At 66.8% G+C, this 16873-nt stretch carries 16 protein-coding genes and 1 pseudogene; 6 read left to right on the top strand and 11 right to left on the bottom strand.

Annotated elements, in window-relative coordinates; translation table 11 throughout:
- The first annotated feature begins 12 nt into the window (after nt 1-12).
- On the top strand, nt 13-1404 hold the full coding sequence (locus tag DES44_RS23975) for an efflux transporter outer membrane subunit (RefSeq protein WP_232309859.1): 1392 nt from the start codon (nt 13-15) through the stop codon (nt 1402-1404).
- Nucleotides 1405-1671: 267 nt separating this feature from the next.
- Here the strand turns inward: DES44_RS23975 and lipA are convergent, their stop codons facing one another.
- Nucleotides 1672-2670, bottom strand: coding sequence for a lipoyl synthase (lipA, locus tag DES44_RS23970; RefSeq protein ID WP_058936761.1), 999 nt, complete (start codon nt 2668-2670; stop codon nt 1672-1674).
- Between the two features lie 24 nt (nt 2671-2694).
- Nucleotides 2695-3363: a lipoyl(octanoyl) transferase LipB gene (lipB, locus tag DES44_RS23965; RefSeq protein ID WP_058936762.1), complete on the bottom strand. Its 669-nt coding sequence runs from the start codon at nt 3361-3363 to the stop codon at nt 2695-2697.
- A 378-nt stretch (nt 3364-3741) separates the two neighbouring features.
- Between lipB and DES44_RS25215 the strand changes: the two genes are divergently transcribed.
- Entirely contained in the window at nt 3742-4311 is a 570-nt protein-coding gene (locus DES44_RS25215) for a tetratricopeptide repeat protein (RefSeq protein WP_058936764.1), read from the top strand.
- A 67-nt stretch (nt 4312-4378) separates the two neighbouring features.
- Here the strand turns inward: DES44_RS25215 and DES44_RS23955 are convergent, their stop codons facing one another.
- The 7 genes from DES44_RS23955 to DES44_RS23925 all read right to left on the bottom strand — a co-directional run bounded on the left by DES44_RS23955 (nt 4379) and on the right by DES44_RS23925 (nt 9887).
- Entirely contained in the window at nt 4379-4669 is a 291-nt protein-coding gene (locus DES44_RS23955; RefSeq protein ID WP_058936765.1) for a DUF493 family protein, read from the bottom strand.
- 23 nt (nt 4670-4692) lie between these two features.
- The gene (locus DES44_RS23950; RefSeq protein WP_058936766.1) at nt 4693-5574 is read right to left on the bottom strand and encodes an aminotransferase class IV; all 882 of its coding nucleotides are present in this window, start codon (nt 5572-5574) and stop codon (nt 4693-4695) included.
- Between the two features lie 462 nt (nt 5575-6036).
- Nucleotides 6037-7206, bottom strand: coding sequence for a D-alanyl-D-alanine carboxypeptidase family protein (locus DES44_RS23945; RefSeq protein ID WP_058936767.1), 1170 nt, complete (start codon nt 7204-7206; stop codon nt 6037-6039).
- A 57-nt stretch (nt 7207-7263) separates the two neighbouring features.
- Nucleotides 7264-7902 (bottom strand): alpha/beta hydrolase, encoded by a 639-nt coding sequence (locus tag DES44_RS23940; RefSeq protein WP_058936768.1) that lies wholly within the window; start codon nt 7900-7902, stop codon nt 7264-7266.
- Between the two features lie 13 nt (nt 7903-7915).
- Nucleotides 7916-8239: a (2Fe-2S) ferredoxin domain-containing protein gene (locus DES44_RS23935; RefSeq protein ID WP_058936769.1), complete on the bottom strand. Its 324-nt coding sequence runs from the start codon at nt 8237-8239 to the stop codon at nt 7916-7918.
- The gene (locus DES44_RS23930) at nt 8236-9447 is read right to left on the bottom strand and encodes a VanZ family protein (RefSeq protein ID WP_083525909.1); all 1212 of its coding nucleotides are present in this window, start codon (nt 9445-9447) and stop codon (nt 8236-8238) included. The genes DES44_RS23935 and DES44_RS23930 overlap by 4 nt, the downstream gene beginning before the upstream one ends.
- Nucleotides 9448-9458: 11 nt before the next feature.
- The gene (locus DES44_RS23925) at nt 9459-9887 is read right to left on the bottom strand and encodes a CopD family protein (RefSeq protein WP_058936770.1); all 429 of its coding nucleotides are present in this window, start codon (nt 9885-9887) and stop codon (nt 9459-9461) included.
- Between the two features lie 231 nt (nt 9888-10118).
- On the opposite strand from DES44_RS23925, the gene hemB reads away from it, so the two are divergent.
- Together hemB and DES44_RS23915 are read left to right on the top strand one after the other, a co-directional pair.
- Nucleotides 10119-11123, top strand: a complete 1005-nt coding sequence (gene hemB, locus DES44_RS23920; RefSeq protein WP_058936771.1) for a porphobilinogen synthase — start codon at nt 10119-10121, stop codon at nt 11121-11123.
- 15 nt (nt 11124-11138) lie between these two features.
- A complete protein-coding gene (locus DES44_RS23915) occupies nt 11139-12290 on the top strand; it encodes a CorA family divalent cation transporter (RefSeq protein WP_058936772.1) in 1152 nt (383 codons plus the stop codon).
- A 161-nt stretch (nt 12291-12451) separates the two neighbouring features.
- Here the strand turns inward: DES44_RS23915 and ybeY are convergent, their stop codons facing one another.
- A complete protein-coding gene (gene ybeY / locus DES44_RS23910) occupies nt 12452-12895 on the bottom strand; it encodes an rRNA maturation RNase YbeY (protein ID WP_058936773.1) in 444 nt (147 codons plus the stop codon).
- A gap of 503 nt (nt 12896-13398) precedes the next feature.
- Nucleotides 13399-14388 (bottom strand): annotated as a pseudogene (locus tag DES44_RS25805) (PhoH family protein); the annotation flags it as partial.
- A gap of 139 nt (nt 14389-14527) precedes the next feature.
- On the opposite strand from DES44_RS25805, the gene DES44_RS23900 reads away from it, so the two are divergent.
- Together DES44_RS23900 and DES44_RS23895 are read left to right on the top strand one after the other, a co-directional pair.
- Nucleotides 14528-16027, top strand: a complete 1500-nt coding sequence (locus DES44_RS23900) for a sensor histidine kinase (protein WP_058936774.1) — start codon at nt 14528-14530, stop codon at nt 16025-16027.
- A gap of 181 nt (nt 16028-16208) precedes the next feature.
- Nucleotides 16209-16862 carry a response regulator gene (locus DES44_RS23895; protein WP_058936775.1) on the top strand — a complete coding sequence of 218 codons (654 nt, stop codon included), beginning with the start codon at nt 16209-16211 and terminating at the stop codon, nt 16860-16862.
- The last annotated feature ends 11 nt before the right edge of the window (nt 16863-16873 follow it).

Genomic DNA, 16873 nt, shown 5'->3' with positions numbered 1-16873 from the left:
CGGATGCCTGCCATGGCGCTGCTGGTGCTGGGCCTGAGCGCGGTGCTGGGCGGCTGCGCCATCACCCGCAAGGATCCGCCGCCGCCGGTAACGGCGCCTGCCGAGTACAAGGAGACCGATCTGTGGCGTCATGCCCAGCCGGGCACGGCCGAGGTGGTGCCCGAGTCGTGGTGGACCCTGTTCCAGGACCCGGTGCTCAATGACTTGCAGGCCCGGCTGGTGATCGGCAACGAGAACCTCAAGGTCTCGATTGCGCAGGTGGCCAGTGCGCGGGCGGCGGTGGACGCGAGCAGTTCGGCGCTGCTGCCGACGCTGTCGGTGGGCCTGAGCGGCACCCGCAGTGCGAGCCCGGATGGCAATGTCAGCGGCGGCTCCATCAGCCGCGGGCCGACCAACAGTGCGCAGCTGTCGCTGAGCACCAGTTGGGAGGCGGATCTGTGGGGCCGCTTGCGGCTGGCCAGCGAAGGCGCGCAGGCGAGCTTGCAGGCCAGTGAGGCGGACCTGGCGGCAGCGCGGCTGTCTGCGCAGACGACGCTGGCGCAGAGCTATTTTTCGCTGCGGACGGCCGAGGCGCAGGAGGCGCTGTACGAGCGCAGCGTCAAGTCCTATGAGCGCTTCCAGGCGCTGACGGAAGCGCGCTATCAGGGCGGGGTGGCGGCGCGCAGCGATGTGCTGCAGGCGCAGACCCAATTGCGGTCGGCCCAGGCGCAGTTGCTGGAGACGCAGGCGACGCGGGCGCAGCTGGCGCATGCGATTGCGGTGCTGCTGGGCCTGCCGCCGTCGGCACTGGCGCTCAATGCCAACGCCAGCTTGCCGGCGCCGCCGGCGGTGCCGCGCATGGTGCCGTCGCAGTTGCTGGAGCGCCGGCCGGACATTGCGGCAGCGCAGCGGCGCGTGGCCGTGGCGTATGCGCAGATCGGGGTGGCGGATGCAGCGTTTTATCCGACCCTGTCCTTGTCGGCCAGTGGCGGGTATCGGAGCAGCACCTTGTCGAACCTGGTGAGCGCACCGAATCTGTTCTGGTCGATTGGCCCCTCGCTGGCGATGTCGATCTTCGACAACGGCCAGCACAAGCTGGCGAGCGCGCAGGCGCGGGCCAGTGCGGATTCAGCGGTAGCCACCTACCGGCAGACGGTGCTGACGGCGATGCAGGAAGTGGAGGACAACCTGGTGCTGGCGGACCGGCTGGCGCGTGAAGCGCAGCTGCAGCAGGAGGCGGTGGACTCGGCCCAGCGCAACCTGGACCTGGTGACGGAGCAATACCGAGCCGGCACGGTCAGCTCCCTGGAGGTGACCTCCGCGCAGAACAGCGCACTGACCGCCGAAGCGTCCCTACTCTCCATCCGCAACCGCCAACTCGCCGCCGTGAACCTGCTCCTAAAAAACGTCGCCGGCCGTTGGTGAGCCCCTAGCGACAGTCGCAAAGCGACTGAGCGCCCAGCCAGCCACGCCCGCGGAACTGGCTTTGCCAGGCCGCAGGGCGGCGCCCCTCGGGGGCAGGAGCGTTAGCGACTGGGGGGCCCTATCCAGCCACGCCCGCGGAACTGGCTCCGCCAGGCCGCAGGGCGGCGCCCCTTGGGGGCAGGAGCGTTAGCGACTGGGGGGCACCACTTCCCCAGGCCGCCGGGCGGCGCCCCTTGGGGGCAGGAGCGAAGCGACTGGGGGGCAGCGTTAGCGACTGGGGGGCATCTTTTCCAGCGCGGCGTGGGCTTGCTGGTCGGCGTGGTAGCTGCTGCGCACCATGGCGCCGACGGCGGCATGGGTGAAGCCCATCTTGTAGGCCTCTTCCTCGAACATCTTGAAGGTGTCAGGGTGCACGTAACGACGCACCGGCAGGTGGTGACCCGACGGGGCCAGGTACTGCCCGATGGTCAGCATGTCGATGTTGTGCGCGCGCATGTCCCGCATCACCTGCAGGATCTCTTCATCCGTCTCGCCCAGGCCCACCATGATGCCGCTCTTGGTCGGCACGTTCGGCACTTCTTCCTTGAAGCGCTTGAGCAGGTTCAGGCTGAACTGGTAGTCCGAGCCCGGACGCGCTTCCTTGTACAGGCGCGGAGCGGTTTCGAGGTTGTGGTTCATCACGTCCGGCGGCGCCGCACGCAGGATGTCCAGAGCGCGGTCCATGCGGCCGCGGAAGTCCGGCACCAGCACTTCGATCTGGGTCAGCGGGCTGAGCGCACGCACCTGCCGGATGCATTCGGCAAAGTGGCCGGCGCCGCCGTCACGCAGGTCGTCGCGGTCCACGCTGGTGATCACCACGTAGTTCAGCTTCAGCGCCGCGATGGTCTTGGCCAGGTTCATCGGCTCGTCCACGTCCAGCGGATCGGGGCGGCCATGGCCCACGTCGCAGAACGGGCAGCGGCGCGTGCACTTGTCCCCCATGATCATGAAGGTGGCCGTGCCCTTGCCGAAGCATTCACCGATGTTGGGGCAGGAGGCTTCCTCGCAGACCGTGTGCAGCTTGTGCTCGCGCAGGATCTGCTTGATCTCATAGAAACGGGTGGTCGGCGAACCCGCCTTCACCCGGATCCAGTCCGGCTTCTTCAGTTGCTCGGCCGGCACGATCTTGATGGGGATGCGTGCGGTCTTGGCCTGGGCCTTCTGTTTGGCGGTCGCGTCGTAGTCGGCCGCGCTTTTTGCTTCGTGCGTGATGTTCTCGGTTGCCATGGCAGGCGATGCTCCGTCGGAAGCTCAGGGGCTCAGCTGCGCGTCAAGACGCTCGCCGAACCGCCGGGCCACCGTGGCCCAGTCCGTGAAAACCCCCAGTGTAGCGAGGTCCACCGTTGCCAGCCCGGCATACCCGCAGGGGTTGATGCCGTAGAAGGGCTTCAGGTCCATCGCCACATTCAGGGCCACCCCGTGATACGTACAGTGTCGGCTCACCTTGATGCCCAGCGCCGCCACCTTGCCCAGCCCTTTGAACGGGTCGGCCGGATCGGGCGGCATGGACAGTGCGGCATGCGCCCCGGGATCATCCAGCCGCACATAAATCCCGGGGGCGCCTGCGACCCGGTGGCCGGTCACGCCGACGCCTTCCAGGGTCTGGATCACGGCGGTCTCCAGCCGGAACACATATTCCTTGACGTAGATGCCCAGCCGCCGCAGGTCGATCAGCGGATAGGCCACCACCTGTCCGGGGCCGTGATAGGTCACCTGACCGCCGCGGTTGGTCTGGATGACCGGGATGCCGCCCGGTGCCAGCACATGATCGGCCTGACCGGCCAGCCCCTGGGTGTAGACCGGGTCGAACTCACAGAGCCAGAGTTCATCGGGGGTGTCGGGGGTGCGGGTGTCGGTGAAGGCGCGCATCGCCTCCAGCGTGGCCGCATAGTCGACGCGGCCCAGGGTCTTGATCAACATGTGGGCATGCTAGCGGCGATCTGCATAGGATGGGCGCAGTCGGGACTTTGAGGACGAAGCATGGCGGCAAGATTCTCACGCGGCGGGTCGCGAGGCGCTGGACGGGCCCAGATGATCGTGCTCGGCATGCTGCTCGCGGTCGCGGCTTCGGCGCGCTCGGAGCCGCCTCAGGTGCAGGCGCCATCGCCCATCGACGGGCGCGCGTCCTTAACGGCCTCCTTAGCGGCCTCCTCGGACCAGCGGGCAGCCTCAGATTCGCCGGGCCCTGCCTCCGCGGTGGAGGCGGCCTCGAGCGCTTCCGCACCGAATCCGGGCTCAAAGGCGGGCCCAGCGAACGGGGCGGCCGCAGCGAACCGTGCCATCACTCTCGAAACCGCGTTGGCCGCGTATGAGCAGCGCCGGTGGCGACAAGCGGAGCGCCAGTTTGGTGAGCTGGCGGCGCGGGGAGAGGCGCTGGGCGACTACAACCTGGCCATGATGCATTTGCGCCGGGAGGCGGCCCGTCCGGATCTGGCGCTGGCGCAGCAATTGCTCAAGCGCGCGTCCGAGCGCGGCCTGGTGCGGGCCGAGCTGTCGCTGGGCCAGTTCTACGAAGAAGGCGTGCTGGGCCGACGCGATCTGGTCCAGGCCCATGCCTGGTACCTCAAGGCAGCGGAGCACGGCAGCGTCGATGCGCAGGTGGCCGTGGGCACCGCGTTCTACCTGGGACGCGGCGCACCGCTGGACATGGCCCAGGCGGCGCGCTGGTACCGGGAAGCGGCCAATGGCGGGGACGAGGGGGCGCAGTACCTGATCGCCTCCATGTACGAGACGGGACTGGGCGTGGACCGGGACCTGCGCCTGGCCAGCTACTGGTATGCCGCGGCGGCGAGCAATGGCGACCTGGCGGCGAAGGCCAAGGTCAAGGCGCTGGCGGAAGCGCTGTCTGCGGAGGCGGCGGCGATCTGAATCCGGGGGCCCGAAGCCCCCTCGGCGCGGCCAAGTGCTTCAGGCCTCAAGCCTCATGCCTCATGCCTCAGAACACCACCTTCACCATCGGATGCGTGGTGAGGGTGCGATAGAGCTCGTCGAGCTGTTCACGGCTGGTGGCGGTCACGGTGATGGTGATGCCCAGATAGTTGCCGCCTTTGCTGGGCCGGTGCTCGACCTTGGACTCGTCGAAGGCGGGGTCGAACTGGCGCGCAATGGACACGATCGCCTCGGGGAAGCCTTCCACATGTGCGCCCATCACTTTGATGGGGAACTGGGACGGGTACTCGATCAGGGACTGCTCGGGCGGAATCGGGGAATTGAATGCGCTGGTCATGGTGACATCCTACTTGGGGTCGTTCAGACGCTCTGCAAGATCTTGGCCTTCTGGTAGGCCTCATACAGCTGCGCGTACACCGGTCCGGGCCGGCCGCGCAGGGCGCCGTGGCCGACGGGATCGTGATCGAGCCGGGTTACCGCGACCACTTCCTTGGTGGCGGAGCTGAGCAGGATCTCATCGGCGGTGAGCAGCTCCGACTCCGCGATCGGGCACAGGTTGTAGGCCAGCCCCAGCTCCTCGCACAGCTCGGCCAGCAGCCCGACCCGCACGCCTTCGAGCAACAGCTCGCCGGGGGGTGGGCCAAGCAGGGCGCCGTCCCGCACGATCCACACATTGCTGGCGGAGGCTTCGGTCAGATAGCCGTCGCGGACCATCAGGGTCTCGTCCGCGCCCTGGTCGGCGGACATCTGCCGCGCCAGCACATTGCCCAGCAAGGACGTGCTCTTGATGTCGCCGCGCTGCCAGCGGAAATCGCGCGCCGTCACGACGGACAGCCCTTGATGACGCTGCTCCGCCGTCAGCGCTCGCTGGGGGGACGCATAGACCAGCACGGTGGGCTCCAGGTCTTTGGGCATGACGTGGTCACGGGGCGCCACACCGCGCGTCACCTGCAAATAGATCCACTGATCTTCGTGATCGGGCAGATGCGCCACCAGGCTGCGAAACAGATCGAGCCAAGCCTCACGCTCGTAGGGGTCCTCGATACGCAGGGCTTTGAGGCTGCGTCCCAGCCGATTGAGATGGTCCTGCACGCGGAAGAGCCGGCGCCCGTACACGGGAATCAATTCATACACGCCGTCCCCGAACAGAAAGCCGCGGTCCATGACGGACACGCGGGCGTCGCCCAGCTGGCCGAGGTGGCCATTGAGGTAGCAGGGCAGCTCGGTCCAGGGCGTGGTCATCAGCGGTTCTCCCGTGCAACGCTCCCATTATCAACATCTGGCGCGTGGCCCGATGCTGCCCGATCAACGGCTGAAAGGTCTTGATGGGGAATGAGGGTCTGCACAGTATGAGCCGTTAAGCACCACTGAGGTCTCCATCGCAGGAGGACCATCGCCTACTGAACCGAGGACAGCGCTGGATTGGCCTGTTTAAAGCGTTTCCCAACGCCAAGGGGCCCCGCATGCAAAGAATCGATGCGGACCTGTCCCCGAGGACAGCAGAGGGCTGGGGGGTATTGACGGAAGTTAAGAAGGGAATGGCCGGCGAAGCCGGACAGGAATGACATGGAGTCAATACCCCCCAGCCCTCTGCTGTCCGGGCGCAGTCAAAGAACCTGGCGGCCGACCCCAAAAGCCCAAAAGCAAAAACGCCACCCGCAGGTGGCGTTTCGATAACAGTCAGCCGGGATCAGCCGCCCCGCCTCACTTGATCCACAACCGAATCGCATCCCAGGCGCGCCCGAAGATCCCTGCGAGCGGGACTTCCTGCTGCACCACCAGCGGCACTTCTGTCACGGTAGCGCCGGAGGACGTGGTGACTTTGAGCGTCCCGACGCGTTGCCCGGCGGCGAGCGGCGCCACCAGAGGATCCGTGCGCTGCACTTCGGTCTTCAGCTTGCTGCCTTCCCCGCGCGGCACTGCCACGAACACCGGACCTGCAGCGCCCAGCTTTGCTTCCGCGCTGGTGCCCTTCCACACCTGCGCGGTCGTGATCGCCTGATTCGCATCGAACAACCGGACTGCATCAAACGCCGCATAACCCCAGTTGAGCAGTTTCTGGCTCTCCGTCGCACGCGCTTCCTTCGAGGCCGTGCCCATCACCACGCTCAGCAGACGGCGTTTCCCATTCGGAACGTCCCGCTGCGCGCTGGCGGCCAGACAGTAACCAGCGGCGTCGGTGAACCCGGTCTTGCCGCCATCCACCGTCGGATCGCGCGTCAGCAGCAGATTCCGGTTGTACTGGCGGATCTTGTTGAAGGTGTATTCCTTCTTCGAATAGTAGTCCGCGTAGTACTGCGGAAAGTCCTGGATCACATGCGCGAACACCACCGCGATGTCCCGCGCGCTGGTCTTGTGCCCCGGCTCGGTGATCCCGGTCACGTTCTTGAAGCTCGTGTTCTTCAACCCCCAGGCCTGTGCCTGCCGGTTCATCATGGCCACGAACTGCTCCACCGACCCGCCCACGCCTTCTGCCAGCGCCACCGACGCATCGTTGCCGGACTGGATGATCATGCCGCGCAGCAGCTCATCCACCTTCGGCGTCATCGTCGTGTCGATGAACATCAGCGACGGATCGCCCTTGCGCTCGTCCCACGCCCGCTTCGAAATCGGCAGCGTCTGGTCCAGCGTCAGCCGCTTGGCCTTCAGCGCGTCGAACACCACATAGGCCGTCATCAGCTTGGTCAGCGACGCGGGATCTTGCGGCACATCCGCGTCCCGCTCGGCCAGCGTCTGATGCGTCGTCAGGTCCATCAGCACATAGTTGCGAGCCGCGATCTCCGGCGGCTGCACCTGTGCGTGCACGGTCACAGCGGTCACAGCGGTCAACAGCCCCGTGGCCAGGGCCATCAGGGGGGCAAGGAATCGTTTCATGCGGGGAAGGTCCTCAGGGGGAGCGCAACAGGCGGGGTCAGGCAGGATCACACCGGATCAGGCGGGTGCGGTCCCCGCAGGATGCCAGCTGCGCAGCACCAAATTCTTGAGCAGCGGCAACTGCCCATGGAAGAAATGCCCGACGCCGGGCACCACGATCACCGGCAGCGCTTGCGGGCGTGCCCAGTCCAGCACCGCGGTCAGCGGCACCACATCGTCTTGTTCACCGTGGATCACCACGGTGGTCGGCGGCACCGTGGCCACGCCAAAGCGGCTGGCGGCAGGCCCCACCAGCAGCAGCCGCTCGGCAGGATCGTCCAGACGCAACGCCGCCTGGGACGCCACAAAACCGCCGAAAGAGAAGCCGGCCAGCGCCAGCGGCAGACCGGCTTCCCGGAAGGCGGCCACCACGGCCAGCGCATCGTCCACCTCGCCGCGGCCTTCGTCCCAGCCGCCTTGCGACTGCCCGATGCCCCGGAAATTGAAGCGCACCGTCCGATAGCCCATGTGCAGGAACCCGCGGGCAACCGTCTGGACCACCTTGTTGTCCATCGTCCCGCCCTGCGTCGGATTCGGATGGCAGATCACCACCACGCCGCGCAGCGCCTGGCCGTCCGCCAGCGCGGGTTCATCCACGGCGCATTCGATCTCGCCGGCCGGCCCGGCGATCTGCCGGCGCTGGGTCTGTGCATTCATGCAGCGGCTCCGTTCAGCGACCGACGTTGTCCGGCAGCACCAGACGGTCCACCACCTCGCCCTGCTTCAGATGGCGCTCGACGATCTCGTCGATGTCGCTGCTGTCCACAAAGCTGTACCAGACCGCATCGGGGTACACCACCGCCACCGGCCCGCCGGCGCAGCGGTCCAGGCAGCCGGCCTTGTTGACCCGCACACCGCCCTTGCCGGCCAGACCTTCGGCCTTGACCCGCTTCTTGCAGTGATCAAACGCTTCCTGGGCGCCGTGTTGAGCGCAGGCGTTTTCACCGTCGCGCTGATTCAGGCAGAAGAAGATGTGACGCTGGTAATAGCTCATGGTGCCATTGTAGGGTCGGGGTTTTCACCAGCACGAGAGGTGTGCGATATGTCACGCGTCGAAGCGTCCTCTGAAGGGCGGTCCAGGCGCGACCGCAGGGGAGAAGGCGCTGAATCGCTCTGCGTCACCCCATACAGCAGCCAGGCCAGTGCGGCAAAGGGCCACAACCAGCCCACCCATTGCGCCAGCCCATACAGATTCACGAAGCGCCCCTGCTCCCAGGCCTGCAGGCTCTCCGCCAGATAAGGGTCGGCGGGTGCTTCCGACATCAGCGCAATCAATGCGGTCAGCACCACCAGGCCCCAGGCGGCATTCGCGCGGCGGGACATCAGCGCGGCCATCAGCGCCAGGACGCCGCCGATCAGCAAACCCGGCCAGGTCGTCGTGGTGAACCAGGCCCAGGCGTGGTCCGGTCCGAAGTTCAGCACCGTGGAGGACGCGGTCGCAGCCAGCCCCAGGCAGCCGGCGCCCATCACCAGCATCACCCGCCGCAACCAACCTGCCCGCGCTACCGACAGCGCCAGCAGACACGGCGCCAGCAGCCCCATCGCAATGGCAATGGCTTCCAGCCCCGGCGGCAGCGGCAGGTCGCTGACCGACTCATCCGGCATCAATTCCCAGGGCGTGCCGGCCAGCACCTGCTCGGCCAATTCCCGCAGACGGGGAAACAGCTGTCCCAAGCCCAGCGGCACCGGGGCGGGATAGAGCAGCCCCACCGGCCACACCGCCAGCAGCGCCAGTGCGCCGGCACTGTGCGGCACGAACCAGCGCTCGCGCCAGCCGGTCCAGCGCTCCAGGCCGCCGAAGCGATGCAGCGTCCAGGCAATGACACCGCCCAGCCATGCCCCGGCACTGTTCAGCAGGAAGTCCGCCAGCGACGGCACGCGGCCGGGCAGGAAGTACTGCAGCGTCTCCATGGCGAAGGACAGCAGCGGCAGCCCGACGCCCACCAGCAGCCAGGCGCCCCACAGCCCCTTGCCGCTGCGCACCACCGCAAAGAGACACAGGAAGCCCAGCGGCGCATACCCCACCACATTGGTCCACAGATCGAAGCGGCTCCAGTACCGCGGCCAGGGCAGGCCCACCACCCCGGGCCAGGGCAGGCTGGGCGGCAGACGCCAGGGCCAGAACGGATACAGGCTGGCGTAGAACACCAGCACCGCATACCCCAGGGCCAGCCAGGTGGCGGAGCTGCGCCGCGTGACCATCCCCGGTCCGATCAGAAGGGTTTGACGACCACGAGGATCACGATGGCCGAGAACAGCAGCACCGACACCTCGTTGAACACCCGGTAGAAGCGATGGCTGCGTGTGTTGGCCATGCGCTCGAAGCGGCGCAGCATGGCGCGGCAGACGTGGTGATAGCCGATGGCGCCGACCACCAGGGCCAGCTTGGCATGCATCCAGCCATTGCCGGGTCCGCGGCCGATGCCGTAGTACAGCCACAGCGTCGCGCCGAAGACCAGCGCCAGCACCATCAAGCCGCTGGAGAAGCGGTAGAGCTTGAGGCCCATGAGCAACAGTCGTTCGCGCTCCGGATGGCTGTCCGCCGGAACCATGGCCAGGTTCACGAAAATCCGGGGAAGATAGAACAGGCCGGCAAACCAGGCGGCCACGAAGATGATGTGCAGCGCTTTGATCCAGAGCATGCGTGCATTATCAACGCGGCGAAAAAAAACCCCGGCTTCACAGCCGGGGTTGGAAAGCCTTATCGCTGTCATCACGCTAAGGCTCCTGCTCAGGGAGGAAAAGCAGGGAACAACAGCCGAGCGGCTATCATTCAGGAGCGACTTTAACAGATCTGTCGAATTTGCGTCGCTACGTCTTTCTACGTAAGGCCCCCCATACCGGTGGAATTTCTCGGAAATTTCACATCAAACATGCAATTGCCAGCCCCCTACCCCGCCAGTCGCCCCCGCCGTTTGCGCCGGGATGCCTTCACCCGCGCCCTGGTGCGGGAGCATCGTCTGCATGCCAGCGATTTCATCTATCCGGTGTTCGTCCATGAGGGCGAGAACCGGGTGGAGCCGATCAGCTCGATGCCGGGGGTCTCCCGCCTGAGCCTGGACCGGCTGCTGCCGGTGGCCGAGGAATGCGTGAAGCTGGGCATTCCGGTGCTGGCGCTGTTCCCGGCGATCGAGCCGCAGTACAAGACGCCGGACGGCATCGAGGCCACCAATCCGGACGGCCTGATTCCCCGCGTGGTGCGCGCGCTCAAGCAGCATTTCCCCGAACTGGGCGTGCTGACCGATGTGGCGCTGGACCCCTACACCAGCCACGGGCAGGACGGCGTGGTCGATGAACACGGCTACATCCTGAACGACATCACGGTGGACCTGCTGACGCAGCAGGCGCTGGTCCAGGCCCAGGCCGGGGTGGACATCGTCGCCCCCAGCGACATGATGGACGGCCGCATCGGCGCCATCCGCAATGCGCTGGAAGGCGACCTGCACATCCACACCCGCATCATGGCCTACAGCGCCAAGTACGCCAGTGCCTTCTACGGCCCCTTCCGGGATGCGGTCGGTTCCCGCACCAACCTCGGCAAGGCGGACAAGAAGACCTACCAGATGGACCCCGGCAACAGCGACGAGGCCCTGCGCGAGGTCGGTCTGGATCTTGCCGAAGGCGCCGACATGGTGATGGTCAAACCCGGCATGCCCTACCTGGACATCGTGCGACGCGTGAAGGAAGAGTTCCGGGTGCCGACCTTTGCCTATCAGGTCAGCGGCGAATACGCCATGCTGAAGGCGGCGGCGGCCAATGGCTGGCTGGACCATGATGCGGTGATGCTGGAATCGCTGCTCGCCTTCAAGCGGGCCGGTGCCGACGGCATCCTGACCTACTTCGCCATGGACGCCGCCCGGCTGATCCGGGAAGCCTGACAACGCCGCCTGCGCATGCGCATCTTCCATCTCAGCGAGAACATCTACGAAGAGCTCTCCGAGCTGCCGTTCGACCTGCCGCCGCAGGGCTTCCTGTGGCTGGGTCTGCCCCGGCGGGAGTTCGAGCTGCAGCTGCCGACCCTGCAGCAGCGGCTGCAGCACTGGACCGGGGCCCAGTTGCTGGACCTGCATGCGTCAGACCTGCTGAACCAGCAGTTGCCGTCACACTTCGACTACACCAGTTGGTATGACCTGATGGTGTTCCGTCGTCTGGCGGCGCAGCCGGGGGCCCTGCCGGGCGGGGGGAATGGTGGCGCTGCTGGCAGCGCGAACGGCAACATGAACGCCAGCGCGGCACCAGCGCCTGACGACGTGCCTCGCACGGTGGCGCTGGCCGACCAGGCGTTCAAGTCCATCGACACCAGTCCGGTCGGCTTTGCGGTGTTTGACCGGGTGCTGATCACCGTGCATCCCGGTGAATGCACGCTGCGTGACTACTTCGCGTCCAAGCTGGGCCAGCAGCAGGAGGGCCGGGACCTGCGCGGCAGCACCCGTTTGCCCACCAGCCCCGCGGAACTGATGCTGCGGATGGTGAACCAGATGGTGGACAGCTACCTGGACCTGCGCCGTCTGCTCACCCGCGACCTGACCACGCTGCAGCAGCTCCTGCTGGACCGCCGCAGCCATTTCCGGGACTGGAATGTGGTGCTGGTGGCGCGAGACACGCTGTCCCGGCTGGAGGACATCTGCGAGGACCAGCGCAGTGCGGTGCAGGAATGGATCGATGCGCTGGGCGAGTGGCCGATGGGCAGCCTGGAGGAAGAGCGGGAGCGGGAGCTGCTGCGGGTGCGGTCGCGGGATGTGCTGGAGCACGTCGAGCGGGTGCTGACCCATGTGCGGCGGCTGGAGAGCTCGGCGGAGACCTCGGTGCAGATGCATTTCTCGCTGACCGGCGAGCGCACCAACAACATCATGCGGACGCTGACGGTGCTGACCGCCATCTTCCTGCCGCTGAACCTGATCACTGGCGTGTTCGGGATGAACTTCGACAACCTGCCGCTGATCCACCAGGCCACCGGGTTCTGGGTGGCCGTGGCGCTCATGGGCGCCCTCGCCGTGGGCCTCGGCGCCTTCTTCTGGCGCAAGCGCTACCTGGGTACTAGCTGAGCCCCCCAGTCGCTGCGCTCCTGCCCCCAAGGGGCGCTGAATCGATTGCCCCCCAGTCGCTACGCTCCTGCCCCCAAGGGGCGCCACCCTGCGGCCTGGCAGAGCCAGTTCCGCGGGTGTGGCTGGAGGGGGCCGGAGCTGCGCTCCGGCGTTTGGGGGGACTACTTCTTGTAAGGGTCGGGGAAGCCGAGGGCGAGGAGGATCTCGGTCTCGCGGGCCTCCATGCATTCGGCTTCGTCGTCCTCTTCGTGGTCGTATCCCTGCGCGTGCAAGGTGCCGTGCACCAACATGTGGGCATAGTGCGCCGTCAGGTCCACGCCCATCTCCCGCGCTTCTCGCTCCACCACCTCCGCACAAATCACCAGGTCCGCTGCCACCACGGGCTCGTGCGTGTAGTCGAAGGTCAGCACATTGGTCGCGTAGTCCTTTTGCCGATACTCGCGATTCAGCGTGCGTCCTTCCTCCGCATCCACAATCCGCACCGTCATCTCGCCAGGCAACTCCAGCGCCGCACGCATCCATCGCATCACCTTGTGACGCGGCAGCACCGCCTTGTGCCGCGGATCCGCAAACTGCAACGACAGGCTCAGGTCCGGTTGACTCATCATTGACCTCCCGGAGTCCGGCGCCTGGCGGATGACTTGGAAGTCGGCTTGGCAGACGCTTTGGGAGACGGTCTGGATGACGCTCCAGTCGAGAGCTTTGAAGGCGACTTGGTCGGCGCTTTCGTTGGCGATTTGGTCGGCGTTTTGGTCAAAGCCTTGCCGGGCACCTTGGCGAGTGTCTTGGCCGTCGTACGAGAAGACGCTTCGCCCTGCTTGCGCAAAGGCGCCTTCACCGAAGCAGTGGCAGGCGCCGTGGCGGTCGCCTTGGTCGTTGACTTGCCACGGGGCTTGGCGCCTGTCTTTGCGCCTGTCTTTGCGTCTGGCTTGCCGCCTGTGTCGCTCGCCTTGGCGTTGGGCCTGACCTTGGAGCTTGCGGCAGTGCCCGTCGAGGGCTTGCTGGACGCCTGTTCCGAAACGCTGGCACCGCTGCGCGAAGCAGCGCTGCTGCTCGGGGCTGCACCATTGCGGGCGGATGCTTCAGCCCCATCGCGCGCCTCCCGCGCTTCCTGCAACTGCCGCGCCGACTGGCGCTCCTCATACGCCTGCACGATGCGCGCCACCAGCGGATGACGCACCACGTCCGCCCGGGTGAAGCGCGTCATGGCAATGCCTTCCACGCCGTCCAGCACCCGCTGCGCATCCACCAGCCCACTCACCATGCCGCGCGGCAGGTCGATCTGGCTGGTGTCCCCGGTCACCACGCATTTGCTGCCAAAGCCAATGCGGGTGAGGAACATCTTCATCTGCTCCGGCGTGGTGTTCTGCGCCTCGTCCAGAATGACAAAGGCATGGTTGAGCGTGCGGCCCCGCATGAACGCCAGCGGCGCAATTTCCAGCTGCCCCTTCTCAAAGGCCTTGGTCACGCGGTCAAAGCCCATCAGGTCATACAGCGCGTCATACAGCGGCCGCAGGTACGGGTCCACCTTCTGCGCCAGATCGCCCGGCAGAAATCCCAGACGCTCCCCCGCTTCCACCGCCGGACGCGTCAGGATGATGCGCTGCACCGACGACCGCTCCAGCGCATCCACCGCGCAGGCCACCGCCAGGAAGGTCTTGCCCGTGCCCGCCGGCCCAATGCCAAAGCTGATGTCATGCGACAGGATCTGCGCCAGATATTGATGCTGGTTGGGCGTGCGGCCCGCCAGGTCGGCACGGCGAGTGCGCAGCACGATGCCGCCGTCCGGCGAGACCGCGCCGTCCGCAGCACCGGCGCCGTTGCCGCCCGGGGCTCGGACATCCCCGGCCGCCTCGATGATGGCCAGCCTCAGGTCGTCCGGATCGATCGGGCGGTCCGCGCGTGCATACAGCGACTCCAGCAGCAGCAGCGTGCGTTGTACGGAAGGTTTGTCGCCTTCGATCTGGAAGTGTTCTGCACGGTGGCTGATGCGCACCCGGAGGCCCCCTTCAATGGCGCGAAGGTGTTGGTCCAGGGTGCCGCACAGATGCGAGAGTCGATGGTTGTCGACAGGGGTGAAGTCGTGACGCAGGTTCAAGACGGACGAAGCTCCGTATTCAGGGGGGTTAAGCACGCTATTGTCTCCCGCGCAGCCTTTGGCGTGTGTCCGGGCCTGCACAATCGTCCTCATGCAGCGCATCCCAGCAAACGAGAGTCCTTCGTTTCACCCCTCCCCCTTGCGATCCACGCTCCGTGATCTGTCCCCCCTGCCGGCCTGCCGCCGCGCCTGGCGCAAGGCCGGCACACTCGCCACCGCCGCATCCCTCACCCTGATCGGGATGGTCGCAGCGGGGGTGCCGCCGGTCCTTGCCCAGACCGTGGCGGTCAGTGTGTCCCCGTCCCCCGCGCAGGACCCGGCCGGGCTGCTCGTCCCCCCACCGCTGGCGCTGGCCCATGCCCATCCGCTGGACTGGCTGATCGGCGGCCTCAATGCCATGGTGCTGACCCTGGCCGTGGTGTTGACCTTGCTGATCTGGCAACGGCGCGCGCAGCGCCACATCGGCTGGCTGGCCGGCCTGATGGCGGGCTGGGTGGTGCTGGCCGGTGCCGTGCCCCACACGCCCTGGCCCGCCGCGGTAGCGGTGCTCGTGGGCCCGTGGCTGGTCCTGATGGCCGTGCAATATCTGATGCGCCGCGTGCGTCGGCAGGACCGCCGACTGCGGCGCCTGCTGCTGTTCCAGGCCCTTATGCTGCCCCTGACCCTGCTGCTGCCGCTGCCCCATGCCGCGCTGGCCCAGGCCGTCACCTGGGTGCTGGGGGCGGAACTGGTGGCCGCCATGGGCTGGCATGTCTGGCATCTGTGGCAGGACCTGTTCCTGCCGACCCTGGAAGAGCGTTATCCGCGCAGCGACTTCATCGTCACCTGCGTGCTGCTGGGCCTGGCCGCCTGCGCGGTGCTGACGGCTGTCTTCCTGCCGGGAACCGGCGCGACCAGCATCCTGGCCGCGCTGTCGCTCATTGGCCTGGCGCTGCAGCGCGTGCGGGAGTTCTCCCGGGCCCTGACCCAGGCCGAGCTGCAGGTCCTGCAAGGCGAGTTGCGGATGCAGGAGCGCATCGCCGAGCTGGAGCGCCACTTCGACCAGGTGGCCGAGGCCAAGCTGGAACAGGTCACCGAGCGGGAGCGCAAGCGCATCGCCGCCGACCTGCATGACGACCTGGGCGCCAAGCTGCTGACCATCGTGCACACCAGCGAGTCCGACCGGATCTCGACCCTGGCACGCGAGGCGCTGGAAGAGATGCGTCTGTCGGTGCGGGGCCTGACCGGCAAGCCGGTCCAGCTGCTGGACGCGCTGGGCGACTGGCGGGCCGAGGTGGTGTCGCGGCTGGCGCAGGCCAACATCCTGGCCGAATGGAAATCCCCCGCCGAAGACATCGACCACACCTTCCCGGCACGGGCCTATGTGCAGACCACCCGCATCCTGCGCGAGGCGGTGAGCAACATCATCAAGCACAGCGGCGCCACCCACTGCGTGGTGGGCTGCTCGGCCCAGGACGGCTACTTCTCGGTGGTGATCCAGGACAACGGCCAGGGCATTCCGCTGGAGCTGGAAGGTCGCCTGGACAAGGGACACGGCATGGCCAGCATGAAGTCGCGCGCCAAGCAGATGCATGGCCAGTGCCTCGTGGAATCCGGACCCGGCTGGGGCACGGTCATCCGGCTGACCATTCCGCTGTGATGGGACGGACACTGCACGGCACTTTTCAGGCGCGTCCCGGCGTGACGCTTTCCCCACGCTGGCCGAGACTGGCCACAAAGTGGGGTAGGCATGCCGCCGAGAAAGCCGTAGTGTTGCATCGGGGCCCACTGCATCCGCAGCCGGGCCGTTCCTCCTGGAAATTGAGCAAGAATCGCGCGCCATGAACCACATCCTCCTGCTCGAAGACATTCCCGAAATCCGCGCCTGGCTGAAGGTCCTGATCAAACAGGTCTTTGCCAATGCGGTGGTCACCGAATGCTCGCGGGTGCAGGACGCCCTGCAGCAGGTGGGCAGCCAGCGCTTCACCCTGGCCCTGCTCGACCTGGGCCTGCCGGACGGCTCCGGCGTGGAGGTGATCACCGCCCTGCGCGAGAAGCAGCCGGAAGTGCAGTCGGTCATCGTCACCATCCATGACGACGACGAACATCTGTTCCCCGCCCTGCAGGCCGGTGCCTTCGGCTACCTGCTCAAGGAACAGTCGCGCGAGCTGCTGGTCGAACAGCTGCAGCGCATCAGCCAGGGCGAGCCGCCGCTGTCCCCCAGCATCGCCCGCAAGGTCATCGCGTATTTCACGTCGCAGCGCCGCCCGCAGGCCGCCGCCGTGCTGCACGAGGTGTCGCTGACCGACCGCGAAACCGAAGTGCTGCTGCGCGTGGCCAAGGGCTTCACCCTGCCGGAGATTGGTGTGCAGCTGGGCCTGTCGCGCCACACCATCGCGGACTACGTCAAGCAGATCTACCGCAAGCTCAATGTGAGCTCGCGCGCGGAAGCGGCGCTGGAAGCGCAGCGCCTGGGTCTGTTCGGCCGCAACTGATCGGCCGCAAC

The sequence above is a fragment of the Roseateles depolymerans genome (assembly GCF_003387155.1).
GTDB lineage: Bacteria > Pseudomonadota > Gammaproteobacteria > Burkholderiales > Burkholderiaceae_C > Roseateles > Roseateles depolymerans.
This window is presented reverse-complemented; position numbering and strand designations above follow the sequence as displayed.